The 17,174-nt window shown below is 51.2% G+C and carries 14 protein-coding genes; 2 read left to right on the top strand and 12 right to left on the bottom strand.

The window, feature by feature from the left end:
* Positions 1-16: 16 nt before the first annotated feature.
* Positions 17-1,567: an RHS repeat domain-containing protein gene (locus AC0YNW_RS21465; RefSeq protein WP_475833688.1), complete on the bottom strand. Its 1,551-nt coding sequence runs from the start codon at positions 1,565-1,567 to the stop codon at positions 17-19.
* 284 nt (positions 1,568-1,851) lie between these two features.
* On the opposite strand from AC0YNW_RS21465, the gene AC0YNW_RS21460 reads away from it, so the two are divergent.
* Positions 1,852-2,883: a M23 family metallopeptidase gene (locus AC0YNW_RS21460; protein ID WP_475833746.1), complete on the top strand. Its 1,032-nt coding sequence runs from the start codon at positions 1,852-1,854 to the stop codon at positions 2,881-2,883.
* Between the two features lie 122 nt (positions 2,884-3,005).
* Here the strand turns inward: AC0YNW_RS21460 and yunB are convergent, their stop codons facing one another.
* Positions 3,006-4,079, bottom strand: coding sequence for a sporulation protein YunB (gene yunB, locus AC0YNW_RS21455; protein ID WP_475833687.1), 1,074 nt, complete (start codon positions 4,077-4,079; stop codon positions 3,006-3,008).
* Positions 4,080-4,311: 232 nt separating this feature from the next.
* Between yunB and AC0YNW_RS21450 the strand changes: the two genes are divergently transcribed.
* Positions 4,312-4,527, top strand: coding sequence for a hypothetical protein (locus AC0YNW_RS21450; protein ID WP_475833686.1), 216 nt, complete (start codon positions 4,312-4,314; stop codon positions 4,525-4,527).
* A 64-nt stretch (positions 4,528-4,591) separates the two neighbouring features.
* Here the strand turns inward: AC0YNW_RS21450 and AC0YNW_RS21445 are convergent, their stop codons facing one another.
* The 10 genes from AC0YNW_RS21445 to AC0YNW_RS21400 form a co-directional block, all read right to left on the bottom strand.
* The gene (locus tag AC0YNW_RS21445) at positions 4,592-6,511 is read right to left on the bottom strand and encodes an FtsX-like permease family protein (RefSeq protein WP_475833685.1); all 1,920 of its coding nucleotides are present in this window, start codon (positions 6,509-6,511) and stop codon (positions 4,592-4,594) included.
* Entirely contained in the window at positions 6,486-7,256 is a 771-nt protein-coding gene (locus tag AC0YNW_RS21440) for an ABC transporter ATP-binding protein (protein ID WP_387476669.1), read from the bottom strand. The genes AC0YNW_RS21445 and AC0YNW_RS21440 overlap by 26 nt, the downstream gene beginning before the upstream one ends.
* A gap of 177 nt (positions 7,257-7,433) precedes the next feature.
* Entirely contained in the window at positions 7,434-8,411 is a 978-nt protein-coding gene (locus AC0YNW_RS21435; protein ID WP_475833684.1) for a sensor histidine kinase, read from the bottom strand.
* On the bottom strand, positions 8,411-9,118 hold the full coding sequence (locus tag AC0YNW_RS21430) for a response regulator (RefSeq protein WP_475833683.1): 708 nt from the start codon (positions 9,116-9,118) through the stop codon (positions 8,411-8,413). Before AC0YNW_RS21430 ends, AC0YNW_RS21435 begins: the two co-directional genes overlap by 1 nt.
* Before the next feature lie 45 nt (positions 9,119-9,163).
* Complete coding sequence (locus AC0YNW_RS21425) at positions 9,164-9,922, bottom strand: ABC transporter permease (protein WP_475833682.1); 759 nt, start codon at positions 9,920-9,922, stop codon at positions 9,164-9,166.
* Entirely contained in the window at positions 9,919-10,653 is a 735-nt protein-coding gene (locus AC0YNW_RS21420; RefSeq protein ID WP_475833681.1) for an ABC transporter ATP-binding protein, read from the bottom strand. Before AC0YNW_RS21420 ends, AC0YNW_RS21425 begins: the two co-directional genes overlap by 4 nt.
* A 208-nt stretch (positions 10,654-10,861) precedes the next feature.
* On the bottom strand, positions 10,862-13,606 hold the full coding sequence (locus tag AC0YNW_RS21415) for a discoidin domain-containing protein (protein WP_475833680.1): 2,745 nt from the start codon (positions 13,604-13,606) through the stop codon (positions 10,862-10,864).
* 116 nt (positions 13,607-13,722) lie between these two features.
* Complete coding sequence (locus AC0YNW_RS21410) at positions 13,723-15,162, bottom strand: ABC transporter substrate-binding protein (protein WP_387476681.1); 1,440 nt, start codon at positions 15,160-15,162, stop codon at positions 13,723-13,725.
* Positions 15,163-15,308: 146 nt separating this feature from the next.
* Positions 15,309-16,178 (bottom strand): carbohydrate ABC transporter permease, encoded by an 870-nt coding sequence (locus AC0YNW_RS21405; protein ID WP_387476683.1) that lies wholly within the window; start codon positions 16,176-16,178, stop codon positions 15,309-15,311.
* Positions 16,175-17,098: a carbohydrate ABC transporter permease gene (locus AC0YNW_RS21400; RefSeq protein WP_387476685.1), complete on the bottom strand. Its 924-nt coding sequence runs from the start codon at positions 17,096-17,098 to the stop codon at positions 16,175-16,177. The genes AC0YNW_RS21405 and AC0YNW_RS21400 overlap by 4 nt, the downstream gene beginning before the upstream one ends.
* Positions 17,099-17,174 lie beyond the last annotated feature (76 nt).

The following is a 17,174-nucleotide window of genomic DNA, read 5'->3' as shown; positions in this document are numbered from 1 at the left end:
CCTCCTATTTTTTCTTTTATTTCTGTACAGATTTCATATTCCCGTTATCATCATAAGTAAAAGTAGCAATAATATTATTTTGAGAATCCTTAATGTAAATGAGCCGTCCATTAGAATCATACTCATATTTAATACTTAATAATTGATTATTTGTTAAAGTTGTAAAATTTACATCTTTAATTTTCCATCCATTATCATACCAAGTCATTCTAACGTAATACATATTTCCAGGTATTAAATTGTTAATCGTATAAGTACCATTCTCAGCTTTATCACTCACTATAGTTGTCCACTGAGCACTAGCAGAGTGATATAATTCGAGTTTATTTCCGTACACTACATTTGCAGGATACTTCACGTTAACAACGGCAAATGTGCTTTGGACATTGGTGACTTGTATCGTCGGCTGTCCTGTCGCAATTGTAGTAACTATTTTATCAACAACGATCCATACACCATTCTCCAAATATGTAAGTCTTCCTCTATAAGTATTTCCAATCAAGAGATTAGACGTAGTATAAGAACCATTTTTGGTGTAGTAAGTTCCGGATATATCAGTCCATTGGTTTGTTGTGAAATTGTACAGTTCCAGTCTATTCCCATAAGCATTGGGGTTAATATAGGCAACGTTCCAGGTTATTGAGTTTGTTGTTATGTTACTTGCTGAAATGGAAGGCAGGGTTGTGTTAGTAGTGGTAACAAGTGACTGGGATGGCATATTGGATTCAATCGATTGTTTCGGAGCGTTCTTCATCAACAACATAAATTCTAAGATTCTTAGTATGTTTACTTCATACTCGTTATTCTCTATATTACCGATTGGATTTGAGGTTACTTCAAGCAGATTATTAAGTTGTAGTTGGTTCATATTTGAATTCATGGATAGCATCATTAGCACAACGTCTAGACTTGATGTTCCAGCTACTAAATTATATTTTCTTGATACGACTTTATCTTTCTCGACAGAATAACTTTCAATCAGTGCTTTTTCAGAAACCTTTTGAGCAAAATCATCTTTATTAATTGTTATTGCTTTTTCGAGCTCATTTTTTTCAACAATCATAACGGAACTAATAAATAGGAGTCCTTTCTCACTGGCAGCACTCATAGCTTTCCGTTCTTCAGCAGAAAAATCCTCTTTGTTTGTAGGTAATTCCAATACTTTTATTTGATTTTCCAAAGACCAGTCAATAGCAGAAATTAAGAAGTCTCGACTATCAGATATAGTTATGATGTATTTCTCCACTTGCTTATTCTGTACTAAAGTCTTATTGGGAAAATACTTTTTCTTATCCTCCTGCTTAAGCATTTGAAGTGATTTTTCTATCGACTCTGCACGTAATTGTTCAACTACCATTTTTTTAGCGCTTTCTTTTCCCTGGATGGATGCCGTTTTAATCGTTTTTACCTCGTTTGCATTATCAATCACTTTCATATTTTCGCCGATGGCAATACTTTGCGAGCTATGAAAGTAGCTAGTAAATAAGAAAATAGTCATACTTAAGATGACCAGTTTTTTCTTAGAAATACCTGTAAAATAATCTGACCTTTGTTTCCTTTTAAACATCACCAAAATACATCCTCTCTTATTTTTATTATTTTCTATTATATTTGATAAAATATAACAATTTTAGTGTATACTCTAAAAGTATCACTTCCAATAGTTCTTAAGTAGGATAAGATGCTATTTCTACCTATATTTTTCTATAGGCAACATACGTTCTAAAATCAAAAACCACCTTATCCCAACCATAAAATCATTTTTTGGATAAAATCCACTCCACCCGCAAAACATACCTTTATGTCCGTCATGCTTCTGAAAGGGTGAGAAGATTGAAGGTATGGATTCCGATGACGGCCGCTGTGACGGCTTTGTCGCTTATTATAAGTCCGGGAGGCTCCGCAGCCGCCACAGGGAAGACGGTTGCGGCAGCGGCAAGCCGCATGGACGAATCAGGGGCCGCTCCCGTCAAGGATCAATACGATGTCCGGCGCGAGCTGTACGACAGCCTGAGCAGCGTAACGAACGTGGAGTGGTACTGGATCGCTGCGGTCGACCAGTATGAGCGGACAATATCGAAAGCAAAGCCGAAGGCCCGTCCTCAGCTCGGCCAGACGGTTGGCGTCTTCATCGAGCAGGAGCGGTGGGCTGGCGAGCTTAATCCCGACTCCGACGATATCTTCCCGCTATCCATCCAATGGTTCAACGGAATTGGACGCGACGGAGACGGCAACGGACTGGCGGAACGCAACAGTGATACCGATCTGCTGTTTTCCCTTGTCAGATTCGCATCTGCAAAAGGAACAAGCGAAATACGTTTTCCCATCGGTCTATGGGACTATTACCGCAACAGCCGTTCCGTGCAGCGGATTGAGCAGTTCGCATCCATCTATAAGAAATACGGCAAGCTTGATTTATTCCAGCATGCCTTTCCTTTACCAGTTGGCAACAATTACTCCTACAAGGATACATGGGGCGCCAAGCGTGGATGGGGCGGACGCCGCAGCCATGAAGGCACGGATCTGTTCGCCGGCCATGGCACGCCTGTAAGAAGCACCTGCTATGGCGTGATCGAGATTAAAGGCTGGAATCGGTTCGGAGGATGGCGGATCGGCATTCGTGACTTGAACAACCACTACCACTATTACGCTCATCTGTCCGGCTTCGATAAGAAGCTTGCGGTCGGCGATATTGTAGAGCCGGGACAAGTCGTCGGCTGGGTGGGCAGCTCCGGCTACGGGAAACCAGGCACCTCCGGCAAATTCCCGCCGCATCTTCATTACGGCATCTACAGCGACCGCGGGATGGTGGAGTGGGCGTTCGATCCATATCCGATGCTAAGGCGATGGGAGCAGCAAGAACGCCAGCGCCGAAGGAGCTAAGCCTTAGCCTGCTGCTGACTGCACTCCTCCCAAGCAGTAAATATATACGCTCCAACGCAACAATCCCGCAAAGGCTGGCAGCCTCTGCGGGATTGTATGCTGTTGAATCCGTCCCAAAAGTATTATTCGGATTGCATCTGAAGTAACGGGGAATGTCCGTCTTCGGCCTTCTTCTCTTCCTCCGTGCCCGGACTGGTAGACACCCCTGTCCCCGGCGAGATCGGAACTGAGATATTAGGCGCTTGCGGCGCGTTCTCCCCAACGGGATTGCCCGAGCTGTCGTAATAGTACATCGGCACATCGCCGACAACGAGCAAATATGAGATCGGGATTTCCGTCTCCACCAGCTCTGGTTCGGTATCGAATGGAATAATGATGGACACCTCTGCGACAACTTTAATGTAGACCTCAACCAGCACCATATTGATGGCTGCGTTGCGTTCTCTCGTGCTCAGCTCGACCTTGACCGCTCCGACCGGCTCGAATTTGACAGGGACGCGCGGACCGAAGGAGGAGATGATCGCACTATTGAGCGCATGACCGATCGGAATATGCTCCGGTATATCTTTCATTTCCTTCAGTGTGCTTTGCACCGTCTCAATCGTCTCGGAGGTAATGCTCATATGTTCCGTGTAATTCAGCATAAATCCCGATATCTTGCCATTTCCGTTCATCTTCCAATCAATCAGCTTCTCCGAATCGGATTTACGGGCGACCTGCTCCGTAATGGCTTTATTAATCGCTTGGGTGGCAACCTGCTTCACCCGAACCTTGGCAATATTCATAAGCGGAGGGCGCAAATTCCGTTCGATAAAAATAAACGATGGCACCGTGAACAACAGCATGAAGACCAGCATCAGCAGCAGCAAGCTGCGCTTGCGTACCCGGCGCCGCGGACGCGCCTCCTTGGGATTCGTCCCCCATGCGGACACCTGTGCCTTCCGGCTGCTGCGGCGGAATTGAAAGATCGGCTGCCGTCTGCCCCAGCCGCTGCCTTGGCCCCCCGAAGTCGGCTTTCCGCCCCACTTCATGCCAGTGAGCTTCGCTCCGCCAGAGCCCCACTTCGCTCCTCCGCCTGACTTAGCGGAGGTCGATTTGGACCGTGGACTCCCCCACGTCACCGTCTTCACTTTGCGAAAGCCTCCAAGGCCCCGAAACGGACCAAGCCGAAAGCCACGCCTTCCCCACTTTGCCATCTTCATCCCTCCGTCCGCTCGTCCTGCGCTCTTCCATACTTATGCGGAGTTTGGACAAAAAAGAAGGCGAGCCCGGGTACACGTTCCCGTTCTCCCTAATAGCTGCAGCGTCAGAAAAAGCGATTGTCTCCCCCGTTGTTCAGCCGATGTTGTTTGAATACACATCATGCGATAGACTATAGGTCATGGAACAATGACAGGCAATACGCCTTATCAGGAAGGGAGTTCGAACATGTCGCTTAACCGAAGGCTGCTGATGGACGCGGATTTTGAAGAAGCGCTGCAAAAAGGAACGCGTATCCGGGTATTTCAGGATAACCACATCGTCGATGCGACCTCCGTTATCGTACGGTTCGACGAGCATACCGTCGTGACCCAATCCACCGTAAGCGATCTGATGTATCATAAAAGATCAGCATGCGAGTTTTTTGATCTGCGAAAGCGATAAGCATGCATACAAAACGGACAGGCCATCCGCCTGCTGCATTGCGCAGCCTTCGGATGGCCTTTCTTCATGCAGCCAGCTTCCTGTGCATCCGGCTCAGATACCGCCAGCGGATCAGCAGAAAATAGAGAACTTGAATACCGAAGAATACGCCATAAATCATCAAACCGTTCGTCAGCATAGAGGTTCCCGTCAAGCTCGCCATGTTGATAAAAGCAATCGCGCTATGCGCCATGCCCAGCAGGAACGGCAGGAAGAACATAACCGTCAGCTGCCGCGTAACCAATCGTCCAAGCTCCTTCGGACTCAGTCCCAGCTTGCTTGTCATGCCAAGCTGCTTCTCATCGCGCTCCACATCCGCATACAGCCGGAAGTAGATGAAGCTAGCCGCAAAGGTGAAGAACACGACGCCGACCAATACACTAATGATAAGCAAAATGCCGTTAAGCTGCCGCTCATGATAATGGTCCATCGAAAGTGCTGAAAATCGGCCGGTTCCCGCAAAGTTAGCCTCCAAATCAGACTGAAGTTCTCTCGCCAGCTCCAGCGTTTCTTGCCATTGCGGCAAGACGTAATACATGACGGAGGCGGCAGCTGCGCCTTCCTGCTTCAGCCGGGCAACCTGTTGATCAGGCAGCACGATGACATCGCTTGATTGCGCGATAATGGCATCGCCCACTCGTTCCTTCAGCTTTGGCTGACCGCCGTTGTCTCCCAACACTTGTGCTGCGGCTTGCATCACCGATTCATTCTCAAACTTGCCGCTAAACCGGGCAACAATACCAGAGGAGATAAGCAGCTCATCCGCTTCCAGTTCATGCGTCTTGAACCCTCTAATGCCGGCAAGCTCGTTGAATTGAGACAACGACACGACGGAATATTCGCTGTTCTCCGCAGTTACAAGCTCAAGCTTCGATCTCTGAAACGAATATCCCTCTCCCCCTAATTCTTCATCGATACGGGCGACCGCTTCATCGGCACGTCCGTCATGCTCCGAATGATACCAATAGGTGAACGCATACGGATATTGCTTCTCCGTTCGCCCCGGGTCGCTTATGGATAAGCAGGCTCCAATCCCGGAGAAGGCGGCTGCCATAACCGTCGCCACCATGAAGAACATGACGGCATTATCTTTGACCCGGTAGGCCATGTCCGTGAACGACATCAGATTAATGCCGCGGAACAATAAGGACTTGCGCCGTTTGAGCGCCCGCAGTACATAGACGTTAAGCTGTGTGAACAAGAAATACGTGCCCAGCACCACACAGCCGATAGCCAAGGCAAGCAGCCACATGAAAAATGCCGACTTGTTGACAAAATAGAACACCATGCCGTACCCCGCCGCAATAAGCGCGATGGCAAGCAGCGACAGCCAGATCGACGCCTTCGGCTCCGGCTTCGGCTTCTCATCCCCCTTGATTAGCTCTAAGGCGCTGTTCTGCCGGCCTATTCGTATCGTCAGGATCGATACAACAAGGAACAGCAGGGCGAAGGCACCCGCTGTCATCCATACGGCTTGCAGCGGAAGATAGAAGCGCAGACCTTCCTCCAGCACAAGCAGCCGGGAGCTGGCCAAAAGGATCAGCTTTGTAAATAAAAGTCCCACGCCGATCCCGCAGCCGATAGCCGCCAGTCCGATCAGCATATTCTCGGCAAAGGTCAGCTTCATCCGCTGCTTCTCCGTCATGCCCAGCACAAGCAATATCCCGAATTCCTTCTTGCGGGCCTTCAAGAACGCGCCTGTAGAATAAAGCAAGAACAGGAACGAAAAGATAAAGATAAAATATTGCGAAACTTTAAGTCCCATGGTTGCCAAATACGAGGCTGTCGCGCTGCTAGAGGTAAGCTGGCCTTGCAGGTCGGGATGATAGAGCAGCACGGCATAGATAAAAAACGCCATGACGGAAAATGCGCTGCTTAGAAAATGGGCGGCATACGTCCGTTTCTTGCGGACAACATTCCTATACGCGAACTGTCGGAAATTCATGTCCATTCCCTCCAAGCAGCGATAATACATTCAGTATCTTTTGATAAAAGGCATTCCGGTTGTCACCGTAGTGAATCTCGGTATAGGTTCGGCCATCCTTAATAAAGACTACGCGGTCGCAATAGCTGGCTGCCATCGCATCATGGGTGACGAGGAGCATCGTTGCGCCTTCACCCTTGTTCATCGCCGACATTAGCTCCATCACATCGCGGGCCGACTTGGAATCCAGATTGCCCGTCGGTTCATCAGCCAGCACAAGCTTCGGCTGATGAATCAGCGCTCTTGCAATTGCGGTACGCTGCGCCTGGCCTCCCGAAATTTCATAGGTTCGCTTGTTCAGAATGCCTGCAATGCCCAGCTTCTCGGCAATCCGCTCCGCTCTTTGCAGCATATCGCTTACCTTGGTCCGGTCGAGCGTAAGCGGAAGGACGATGTTCTCCATGACCGTCATCGTATCCAGCAGATTAAAGGCTTGGAAGACGAATCCCAGCTCCCGCCTGCGGAATCTCGCCAGCCCCTCCGGCAGCAAACGGAACGGGTCCGTGCCGTTCAGCAGCACCTGTCCGGAAGTAGGCCGGTCAATGGTGGAGACGACATTGAGCAGCGTCGTCTTGCCGCTGCCCGACGGTCCCATAATGCCGACGAACTCTCCTTTGGCTACGGTTAACTCAATATCATTCAGCGCCCGGTATGGCACATTGCCGGGATAAATCTTGTTCATGCCCTTCACTTCCAATACGTCCATCGCGATCCACTCCTACTCTCTTGTATAACTTAAGTGTAGCCAGAATCGCGTCCGGAGCCTATGAACAACTCCTTCACCTACCTTACAATATTGCAAGGTTGCGTGACTTGCCGGGCGGTTGCCTGCCGAAAATAACAAAAAACGGATTCCTCCTGGAATCCGCCAAATCTTGTTCTGCTACGGGAAAATCAGCCGCATGACCGTTCCTTCGCCGACTCGGGATTCCACATCCAGGCGATATCCCATTCGATCCATGGCCGACTTTACCAAATATAATCCCATCCCGGTCGATTCCTTCAAGCTCCTGCCGTTCTCTCCGGTGAAATAAGGCTGGAAGATACGCTTAAGATCCGATTGCGGAATGCCCGCGCCCTGATCCCGAACCTCCACCACCGTGCCCCCTTCGTCGCGGTAGGCGGCAATCGTCACACCGCTGCCGCTCCCCGGCTCCGAGTAGTTGACCGCATTGGTGAGAAGCTGCTCCAGAATAAAGGAAAGCCACTTCCGGTCTGCATGAACAACCAGCTCCTCGTCCGCCTCCAGCCGGGGGAATACGCCGCTGCGGATAAAGAGTCTGCGGTTCTGCAGAATGACATCATTCGCCCATTCGCGAAGCGGAATGCGTTCCACTGCAAAGTCCTGCTCGAAGGTATCCAGACGGGACATATAGAGCACTGTCTCCAGCCCTTTCCGCAGCCGATCTGTTTCTTCCCTCATGCTTGCGCCACGCTCACTGTCGTCCTCCTGAAGCATCAGCTCCAGTACGGATAACGGCGTTTTCATCTGATGTACCCAGCGGTTGATGAAGGTAACATGACTCTCCCGATTGCGCTCTGCCTCCAGACGCAATTGATCGTAATTCTTGTACTGCTCAGCCAGCAGCTCCCGCATGGCCGCCGGCAAAGGCGCCGAGCCGGTTACGCTTGCCGTCTCTTCGACCGGCTGCTCATGCCGGCTTAGCATCTTGTAGAAGCTACCGTGGCTGGCGTAGCGATAGACCAAGTAGGCGCCGAATAAGCAAAGTCCCAGCACCGCCGCATATACCGCCACCTTCCAGCTCCGATAGCCGTCCAGATAGAATACGGCCGTCACAACACCGAGTTGCAATATGACGATGAGGATGAGCGGGATATGCTCTCTTAGAAACAGCCGCATTACTTGGCATCCCCCAGCCAACTCGGATTGAGCCGGTAGCCGGTGCCGCGCACCGTCTCCAGGGCATCTTGAATACCGAGGTCGGACAGCTTCTTGCGCAGGCGCGTTACGTTGACGCTAAGCGCATTGTCGTCCACATACGCATAATCATCCCACAGCTTCTCCAGCAGCGTCTCCCGTCCGACGAGCTTGCCGAAGCTCAGCAGCAGCGCTTCCATCAGCACGGTTTCCTTTTTGGTCAACTCGATCGATCGGCTGCCAATTCGCAGCTCCATCTTCTCCAGATGCAGCGCCAGACCCTCGCGCTCTATGACACGCTCCTCCGTCGAGGCGGCATAGTCGCCATAAGCGCGTCTAAGCTGGCTGCGAATCTTCGCCATCACCACTTCATAGTGGAACGGCTTGGTCATATAATCGTCGCCGCCGTTCTCAATCGCCATGACCTGATCCATCTCCCCGCTTCTCGCAGAGAGGAAAATAATCGGACACGTAGATACGGTTCGAATCTGTCTGCACCAATAATACCCGTCGAAGCTTGGCAAATTAATATCCATCAATACGAGATGCGGCTTAAGGCTCTGGAATTGCTGCAGAATCTGCCCGAAATCCTTGGCGACAACAGCCCTATGTCCGTATCGCTCGATATGCGACCCTAGCAGCTCTGCAATTTTCATATCGTCCTCGACGATGAGAATGGTATAGCTCATAGCTTCCTCCTCCAGCAGCCTGGGTAGCTTCGGGCCGCTCCAAAACTAACTTTTTTCGATCTTGCGAAGCCGCGCATCCGGCGTAAAAAACAGTTTTTGATAGAGCATGCTTAGAATCATGCTCGTCATTGCGGCAGAACCGGTATGCGAGAATAGAATCAGCAACTGATACCGTACCGCCTCCACCGGATCGGCTCCTGCGATGATCATCCCCGTCATCATGCCGGGCAGCTGCACCAAACCTACCGTCTTCAAGCTGTCGATCGTCGGGATCATGCTGAACTTGACCGCACGCTTCATGGGCCCTTGCAGTGCCTGCGTGCTGCTGGCTCCAAGCGACAGCAGCGTCTCGATCTCTCCGCGCGAAGCTTCAACCTCGCGCTTGATCGATGTTGTGAACAGGCCAGCGACAATCATCGCATTGCCGATCGTCATTCCGCTGAGCGGAATGATGTATTGCGGAGTCGGCTCAATCAGATTCAGCCCAATCAGGAACAGCATCATGAAAGCTTCCATAGCCGCAATCGTTAGTGCAATCCGCCAGAAGACACCCCTCAGGCCTGCTCCGCGTCTTGACGCATTCCAGGTTGCCACCGCTGTCATGACGACAATAATCAGAATAATAATGGCCATATGATCCGTCTTGAACACATATTGCAGTACATAGCCAATCGCCAGCAATTGAACGGCTGCCCGTATGCTTCCGATTGCAATGCTTTTCTCAAGGCCAAGCCTCTTCCAGAAGGATACGAACATCGTAATAAATACAAAGACGAGCGTACAGCTCAGCGCCAGCAGCGTCATCGCTCTCTCACGCTCCCTATAACCTCATTCTCCGCCGAATCGATGTAATGATCTCGGCTGCCATCCTCCGTTAAACGACCGTCCTCCAGCGTCCACATCCTGGAAGCCACCCTGACTGCCTGATCGGCTTGATGCGTCACCCAGATTAGCGCTGTTCCTTCTTCGCGATGCCAGTCCATCAAAACATCTTCCACTAATCTGGCACTAATGGAATCCAGGGAGGCGGTAACCTCATCCAGAAGCAGCACAGAAGGGCGAAGCAAGAGTGAACGAACAAGCGCCAGCCGCTGCTTCTCGCCCCCGGACAGGTCTTCCGCCGGCCCCTTCATGGGAAGATGGGCAAGCCCGCTTCGCTCTATCAGCCGCTCGGCAAGCGATTGCTCGTATTCCGTCCCATGAAGCCGGCTCACCGTACGCAAATTATCCTCGACGCTGCCCGGCAGCATAACAGCGTGCTGTGCGACGTAACAAACCTGGCTCCTCCACTTCGCTGGTTCCATACCGCTGCAAGAGGCGCCGCGTATAGACATCTCTCCCTCATCCGCCGAATCGAGGCAAGCCAATATCCGCAGCATCGTGCTCTTGCCTTGCCCCGAAGCGCCCATAATGGCGATGCTTTCCGACTCCCGGATTATGGCATCTATATGATTCAGCAATACACGTTCCCCAGTGCTCTCATAGGCCGAGGGAATTCGCTTGCTTAAGCCTCTTATTTCAAATAATGCCCTCAAATTTCTCATCTCCTGCTGCTATATTATCACAGGTAGGCTGCGGAACACATCAACCCGGATAGGAGACTCTCAACACGCGTACCTTCTAGCATTTATATAGATATGCACATAAAATCTGTAGAAGCCATGCCAAACAGCCCTTTGCCGGATCTCATCCGCAAAGGGCTGTTTCATGCTTCCTTATTCTCGCTTCAGGATTCTCTCTCGCTTAATACACTTCGAATTCGGACACTTGCGCTGCTGGCCATGCACTGTTCGACGTAATCGTCACTCTAATGTAACGGGTGTTCGCCGGTGCATCCAATACAATCTCTATCTCATTGCCCGTCTTCGGATCATACGTATACGGCGCCGAAGGCACTAATGTTGTGAACATGGTACCGTCTGGGCTGCCCAGCGCTTCAATATCCTGTGTCCGGGACTCCCACGCATCCTGCGGCGGCAGTCTCAGCTTGATCTTGCCGATAGCATGCTCTTCGCCCAGATCCACCGTTAAGGATTGCGGGAATTTCTTCGCCGTGCTCTCCCAATACGTGAACGGGTCGCCGTCAACGGTCAGCTTCGGATCGAATGCTTCCGCCGTAATCGACGTGCCGCTTACCGTCTTGCCAAGCGCGAAATTGATTTCCGCCTTCACTTTCGGGAATACCTCCGATGCTTGGCTGGCTTCCTTCGAGCCCATTAACTCGACATACCCGACTTTCTGTTCTTTAATCAACGCGATGAAATCGAAGATGGCATAATCGCCTTCCTCTTTCACAGGCAGATCAGCGATCCGGGTCCCGTTCGCCTCATAGGCAATGGCGGAGACATGCGGCCACTTGTCGCCTTTCTTCACCTTCAGCGTCGTATCGGAGCCGATCGGCTGATAGATTCGAATGGCATCCTTGCCCCGCATCTCAACCAGATCATGCTCGCCCTCGTCGAGATCAAGTCCGTTGTATCTTGTATAATTGCCCGCCCTGACGCTGCCGTCCTTCGCCTGCACATCGAAGCCGCCAACAGCAAGCGTCGTATGCTCATCCAGTACGTAAGCGTCCGTCTTGCTCCAATTGGCCGTCACTTGATGCGTGCCGAAGTCGGTACGGGTTGCCGTATCTGTCAGTTGCTCATAATTTCGGACGAGCTGATCAGCATAGCCGGCAAGCACATGCTTCTGGAAGACGCCGATCGCATCGACCCATGGGCTGGTAACCCCGTTGTAGAAGTCGGCACTCAGGTTATAGCCCATCGCCAAATTCCAGCGCAGCATATCCTGATCGTCGGTCATCGTCTCCCCGGCGAGATTATGATGATAGAACATGACCTTGTCTCTCATCAGCATGCCCGACAGCGGATAATATTCCGTATAAGGCGCGGTGTTTTTGCGGTAGCCAAGAATATCCCAGAGATAAGTCGATCCCATGAACCCAATGGAATCGTCCGCCAGCACATCCGTGCCGTCCTCGATATACATGCGATGCTTCAGCGCCTCAAAGTAATCGCGCACGCCCTTGAAATAAGCCGTCGACGGGTCGGTCCCTTCCGGAATCGACTTGTTGAACACGTAAGGCGAGTTGCGGATGCCCCATTGATCCTCGAATATGCCATCGAAGCCGGCATCCTCAATCAGCTTGCGATGTTCTTCCGCTGTCCGCTCGCGGAAGAACGGATGGCCTGTATGGGCGACATAGCCGCTATGCGGACCGTAGTCCTCCTTCGTCACGGTGCCGTTCTCCTTCTCGACCATAATGTCGGCGAGCGTCGTCCCTTCCGGCAATTGATCCAGCGTCGGCGAGCTTACGCCCCACCAGCTCATATTCGTATACGGAACGACAATATTGCCTCTCTCTTTCGCATTCTTCACGAATTGCTGGAACTTCGCGTTACCGCCCCACTTGGTATCGGGAGGAATAAAGTCCGGATAATTCTCGTCATGGCCTCCGGTCTGGAAGCCGACCAGATGAATCATGCCATTGTAATTCATCTTGTCGATAAATCCGGTCGTCAGATTGTCCCAATTCGCATCCTTGATCGCGGATATATCGGTCTTGTACAGAGGTAGTTCGAAGTACTTGGCCGCATCGTCGCCAAGCTTATCCTGAAGCGAACGGTACTCGCCAATCCCGTTCAGCTCCCGGTAGCTGGCAATAGAAGCTGTATAGTCGCCGCCAATCTCCAGCACGACGGTTGGACTGCTCCACTTCTGGCCTGCTTCTACCCAAGTCCGGTAATTGTGTACAAACGAGGTTTTGCCGGAATCGTTGATCTGATGCTTGTAGCCGATCTCCGTCAGCAGCGTCGTCTCGTCGCCCAGATCGTACATGGCCAGATTGCCCGCATTCGTGCGCATCGCCAGATACGAAGCGAACATGACGCCCGGATACTGGTCGGAGAAGGAATTGCTCTCCTGGAAGAAGGCATTCTTCAGCTTGGCGCCAGGCAGCATCGGCAGAATCGCATCCTGCACGCCGCCTTGGTCGATTTTCAGCTCGTAAGGGAAGCGGAACGACTTCACCTTCTGACTCGTCTTGTTCGCAAGCGCTGCCGTCATATAGATCCGGTCGTCATCCCCGAACCGAACATCGATGTCTACCTCCAGCGGACCGCTGTAATGCATCTGCATCTCGCCTTCACGCTTCTTCCATTCATAAGTGAAGGATTCTGCGCTTGAGCTTTGCACAGACGTATCATCGCCCAGAATCGCCCACCACAGCGTCTGGTTGCCGGCGGACAGCTGCTCCGAAGCTCCCTGCTGCTTCACATAAGCAATACCGCCGTTGTCCTTATAAAAAGCCATTTCGTACTGCTTGTTGCTCACAATGAGCAAGCCTTCCTCTTCATTCAGTAGCATCTTTGCCTTACCTCCGCCGCTCAGCAAGCCTGAGAAGAATAGAATGCAGACAATCGCGACTACAATGACAATGCCTATCCATAACGCCAGCCATCTTGAATTAAACGCCAGCTTCGACATGTAACCACCACCCGATTCCTATGCTAAGCCCCCCTCGATTAATCCAAGGAGAAGTAGAACGGGGCTGCCCCCGTAGATGCAGGCATCTACCCTGGGACAACCCCGCATGGTCATAATTAAGGTTGGATTGTATCGTAGAATTTCTCTTGCATGAACTTTGCTGTATTGTCGAGCTGGGTTTTCATATCTACGCCCTTCTTCGAGAATACTTCCTGGATAACATTCGTCATCGCGCCGTAGAAGTCTTGCGTATTATATGGCGATTCAGCCTTGCCGTCATCCATCAGTTTCATCGTTTCTTCACCGTATTGGTACACGTTGTCGTACTTGTTGAACAGAGCCGTTACTTTCGCGCCGTACTCAGCATCAGGCTTGAAGTATTGATAGACAGCCGGTACGTAGAATTTGTTTTCCTTCTGACGGTCTTGGATGTTTCTTTCCAGCGACTCCAAACCTTTGTCGGAGAAGTAGTCGAATGTTGCATAGTAGAATGCGATGGCTTGCTCATCTTTGCTAGCGTTCGGGTTGATAACCAGGAAGTCGCCGCCCAGAACGCCATAATGCTTGCCGCCTTTTTCGTATGCAGGGATCGGGTACACCAGAATGTCATTCGGCGTCATGCCGCCTTGGTTAAGCGCCTGGTCAACCGGACCGTCCGGACCTGCGATAACCATTGCCGTTCTGCCTTGTGCGAACGCGCCTACCGCATCGCCCCAGCCAAGCGCCCAGTCCTGAGGAATAGCGTTCGCTTCCCACTTCAGCTTGTCATAGTACTGGAGTGCTTTCATGCCGGCGTCGGAGTTGAACGTTGCCGTTACTTTGTCGCCTTCTACCTTAATGATGTCGCCGCCAGCCGTGAACAGGAAGTTGGTCCAGTTCCAGCCGGATTCGTTGCCTTTGCCCATCGGTGCGATACCGGAGATGCCGGCATTCGGATCGGAAGCTGCTTTTGCCGTATTCAACATGTCATCCCAAGTCCAGTTGAACGCAGGAATCGCAATGCTTTTGTCTTCCAGCATTTTTTTGTTAACGGTTACGCCCGTCGGATAGCCGCGTTGAGCGATGCCGTATACTTTTCCGTTAACTGTGAACAGGTCTTGCAGAACCGGGTTCATTTGATCCTTGTACGGGTAAGCGTTGAACAGGTCGGTAATATCTGCCGCCCAGCCCTTCTCCGCCAGGAACTTGCCCTCGGAAGCGTACGTGTTGAACAGCGTTGGCGCTTCGTTCGCACCCATCTTGATGCCGATTTCGTTCGGGTTGTACTGCCAGTCGCTCTTAATGACTTCTACGTTCGGGAACACTTCGTTGAAGCGTCTGATCTTGTCATCTTCCAGCGCGCGGTCTTCTACGCGATCAGGAGTCGGGTAATAGATACTGATGGATACTTTCTTCTGGGTGATATCGTCCTCGGCTGGAGGAGCACTGTTCGTATCCGAAGGAGTGCTGCTCGGGCTCGGGCTTGGCGATGTATTGCCGCCATTGCTCTTCCCGCATGCTGCCAGGATGAGGGTGAAGGCCAGAACTACCGTAATCATCATCGAAATCTTGCGCATTTGAAAATCCCCTTTTCCTCTCAAATTTAGCTTACACGCTCATCATAATGTAGGCGCATTCATTAGGGCGATGTGTATTCCTATTCGGATCATGTGCAGATTTACGTTCTGTCAAAATCACACACATCATGACAATTAATCAGTTTTCAACCTTTAACCCCGCCAAGGTAAAGCCCTCTTAATATAAACTTCTGGAAGAAGAGGAATATAATGATTGGCGGAATCATGACAATAGTCAGGATCGCAAAGCGAATATTCAAATCCAGTCGACGGGCGTTCAAGACAAAATCCCGAATGGCCGCAGACAGCGGCTTGTTCTCTTGACTCAAGATAAAGCTTGGCCAGAACCAGTCGTTCCAGGCAGTCGCGAACACGAAGATCGAGAGCGTCGCGAAGATCGGAATCGACAGCGGGAACGCAATCTGGAAGAACCCTCTAATCTCCGAAGCACCGTCAATCCGGGCCGACTCGAAGATCTCCACATGGATGCCGTCCATAAAGGTCTTCAGCAGGAGCAGGAAAAACGCATTGGCGCCTGCCGGCAGCCAGATCGCCGCGAATGAGCCCATCAGGCCGAGATCCTTCAGGTTGATAAAGTTCGGAATCATATACGTCGTCGCCGGGATGAACAGCGTCATCAGGAAGTAGTAATAGATGGCCGACTTCAGCGGAACCTGCATTTTCGACAGCGCATAAGCCGCAAGGCCAAGCACCATAACGGTGACGACCATATTACCGACAAAAATCATCATCGTGTTTTTGAAGTACATTGGAAGATCCATATAGTTCCATGCCTTGATATAGTTCTCGAAATGCCATTCCTTCGGGAAGAAGGTCGGCGGGAACGAGTTGACCTCGGTATTGGCCTTGAGGCCGTTCAGCATGGAGATCAGAATCGGATACACCATACAGCACATCATGATGACCACGAGCAGGTTCATCAGATAGTACATCCAGCGGGTGCCAGGCTTCTTCAAGTCATAGTTGGATATAATGGTGCGTTCTTGCGCCTTCATGATTTAACTCCCCCTCTGTTGTTGATCCGGTATTGAACGATCGCAAGTATGCTCAGCGCGAAGAACATAAGCACACCGAGGGCGGAGGCGACGCCGTAATCCTGTCTTACAAATGCATATCTTACAATGAGGAGGGCGTAGGTCAGCGTGGCATTGTTCGGTCCGCCTTCCAGCATCGCATATTGGGTCTGGAAGCCTTGCGACGTAGCGATCAATTGCAGCATGAGCAGCAGCATAATCTGGTTGCGGATCGCCGGCAGCGTAATATACCGGATGCGATGCCATATGCCTGCGCCGTCAATCTCAGCTGCCTCGTACCAATCACGAGGCACCGCGAGTATCGCAGCGAGATAGATCAGCATCGCGGAGCCGAAGCTTTGCCACGTCTCCATGATGACGATAGAAGCCATCGACCAGGCCCGGTCAACCATAAAGTTGATCTGATTCAGGCCGATGCTCTTCAGAACGGCGTTGATCGGGCCAACTGGGTCATACAGCCATCTCCATACGCCGTACAATACGACGAATGGAACGACATACGGCAAGTAAGCCGCTACTCTGGCGAATCCCTGGAATTTGCGCATCTCCGAGATCGCCAGCGCGAACAGGATCGGTACCCAGAACCCGATCGCGAGCGCGAGCCCCATATAATAGAGCGTATTTCTCACGGACGTCATAACATCCCGATCCGCGAAGATGGTCTTGTAATTGTCGAAGCCGATGAAGGTGTTGCCTTTGACAAAATCGACGTCGTAGAAGCTGTTCAACACCCCTTTAAAGATCGGAAGCCACAGAAAGAGCGTGAAGGTGACAATAGCCGGCAAGATGAAGATAAATCCCCATATATACCGTTTGTACCTTCCTGGTCGCTGCGTCTGCGGCTTTGTCTTGCTGATTGGAACAGCCGTTGTTTGCTCCATTGCGTGGTCCCTCATTCCTTTAGTTAATCTACTATTTATTGTAGATAAAGAGGGTATCCCAGAACATGTGCATATC

The sequence above is a fragment of the Paenibacillus sp. J31R120 genome, from assembly GCF_056269225.1.
The sequence above is the reverse complement of the archived record's forward strand: the minus strand, read 5'-3'. Positions and strand labels throughout refer to the sequence as shown.

Excerpts from the sequence above, each read along its gene's own strand:
- AC0YNW_RS21465 (WP_475833688.1), bottom strand. The coding sequence starts at position 1,567 with ATGTTTAAAAGGAAACAAAGGTCAGATTATTTTACAGGTATTTCTAAG.
- AC0YNW_RS21460 (WP_475833746.1), top strand. The coding sequence starts at position 1,852 with ATGACGGCCGCTGTGACGGCTTTGTCGCTTATTATAAGTCCGGGAGGC.
- yunB (WP_475833687.1), bottom strand. The coding sequence starts at position 4,079 with ATGGCAAAGTGGGGAAGGCGTGGCTTTCGGCTTGGTCCGTTTCGGGGC.
- AC0YNW_RS21450 (WP_475833686.1), top strand. The coding sequence starts at position 4,312 with ATGTCGCTTAACCGAAGGCTGCTGATGGACGCGGATTTTGAAGAAGCG.
- AC0YNW_RS21445 (WP_475833685.1), bottom strand. The coding sequence starts at position 6,511 with ATGAATTTCCGACAGTTCGCGTATAGGAATGTTGTCCGCAAGAAACGG.
- AC0YNW_RS21440 (WP_387476669.1), bottom strand. The coding sequence starts at position 7,256 with ATGGACGTATTGGAAGTGAAGGGCATGAACAAGATTTATCCCGGCAAT.
- AC0YNW_RS21435 (WP_475833684.1), bottom strand. The coding sequence starts at position 8,411 with ATGCGGCTGTTTCTAAGAGAGCATATCCCGCTCATCCTCATCGTCATA.
- AC0YNW_RS21430 (WP_475833683.1), bottom strand. The coding sequence starts at position 9,118 with ATGAGCTATACCATTCTCATCGTCGAGGACGATATGAAAATTGCAGAG.
- AC0YNW_RS21425 (WP_475833682.1), bottom strand. The coding sequence starts at position 9,922 with ATGACGCTGCTGGCGCTGAGCTGTACGCTCGTCTTTGTATTTATTACG.
- AC0YNW_RS21415 (WP_475833680.1), bottom strand. The coding sequence starts at position 13,606 with ATGTCGAAGCTGGCGTTTAATTCAAGATGGCTGGCGTTATGGATAGGC.
- AC0YNW_RS21410 (WP_387476681.1), bottom strand. The coding sequence starts at position 15,162 with ATGCGCAAGATTTCGATGATGATTACGGTAGTTCTGGCCTTCACCCTC.
- AC0YNW_RS21405 (WP_387476683.1), bottom strand. The coding sequence starts at position 16,178 with ATGAAGGCGCAAGAACGCACCATTATATCCAACTATGACTTGAAGAAG.
- AC0YNW_RS21400 (WP_387476685.1), bottom strand. The coding sequence starts at position 17,098 with ATGGAGCAAACAACGGCTGTTCCAATCAGCAAGACAAAGCCGCAGACG.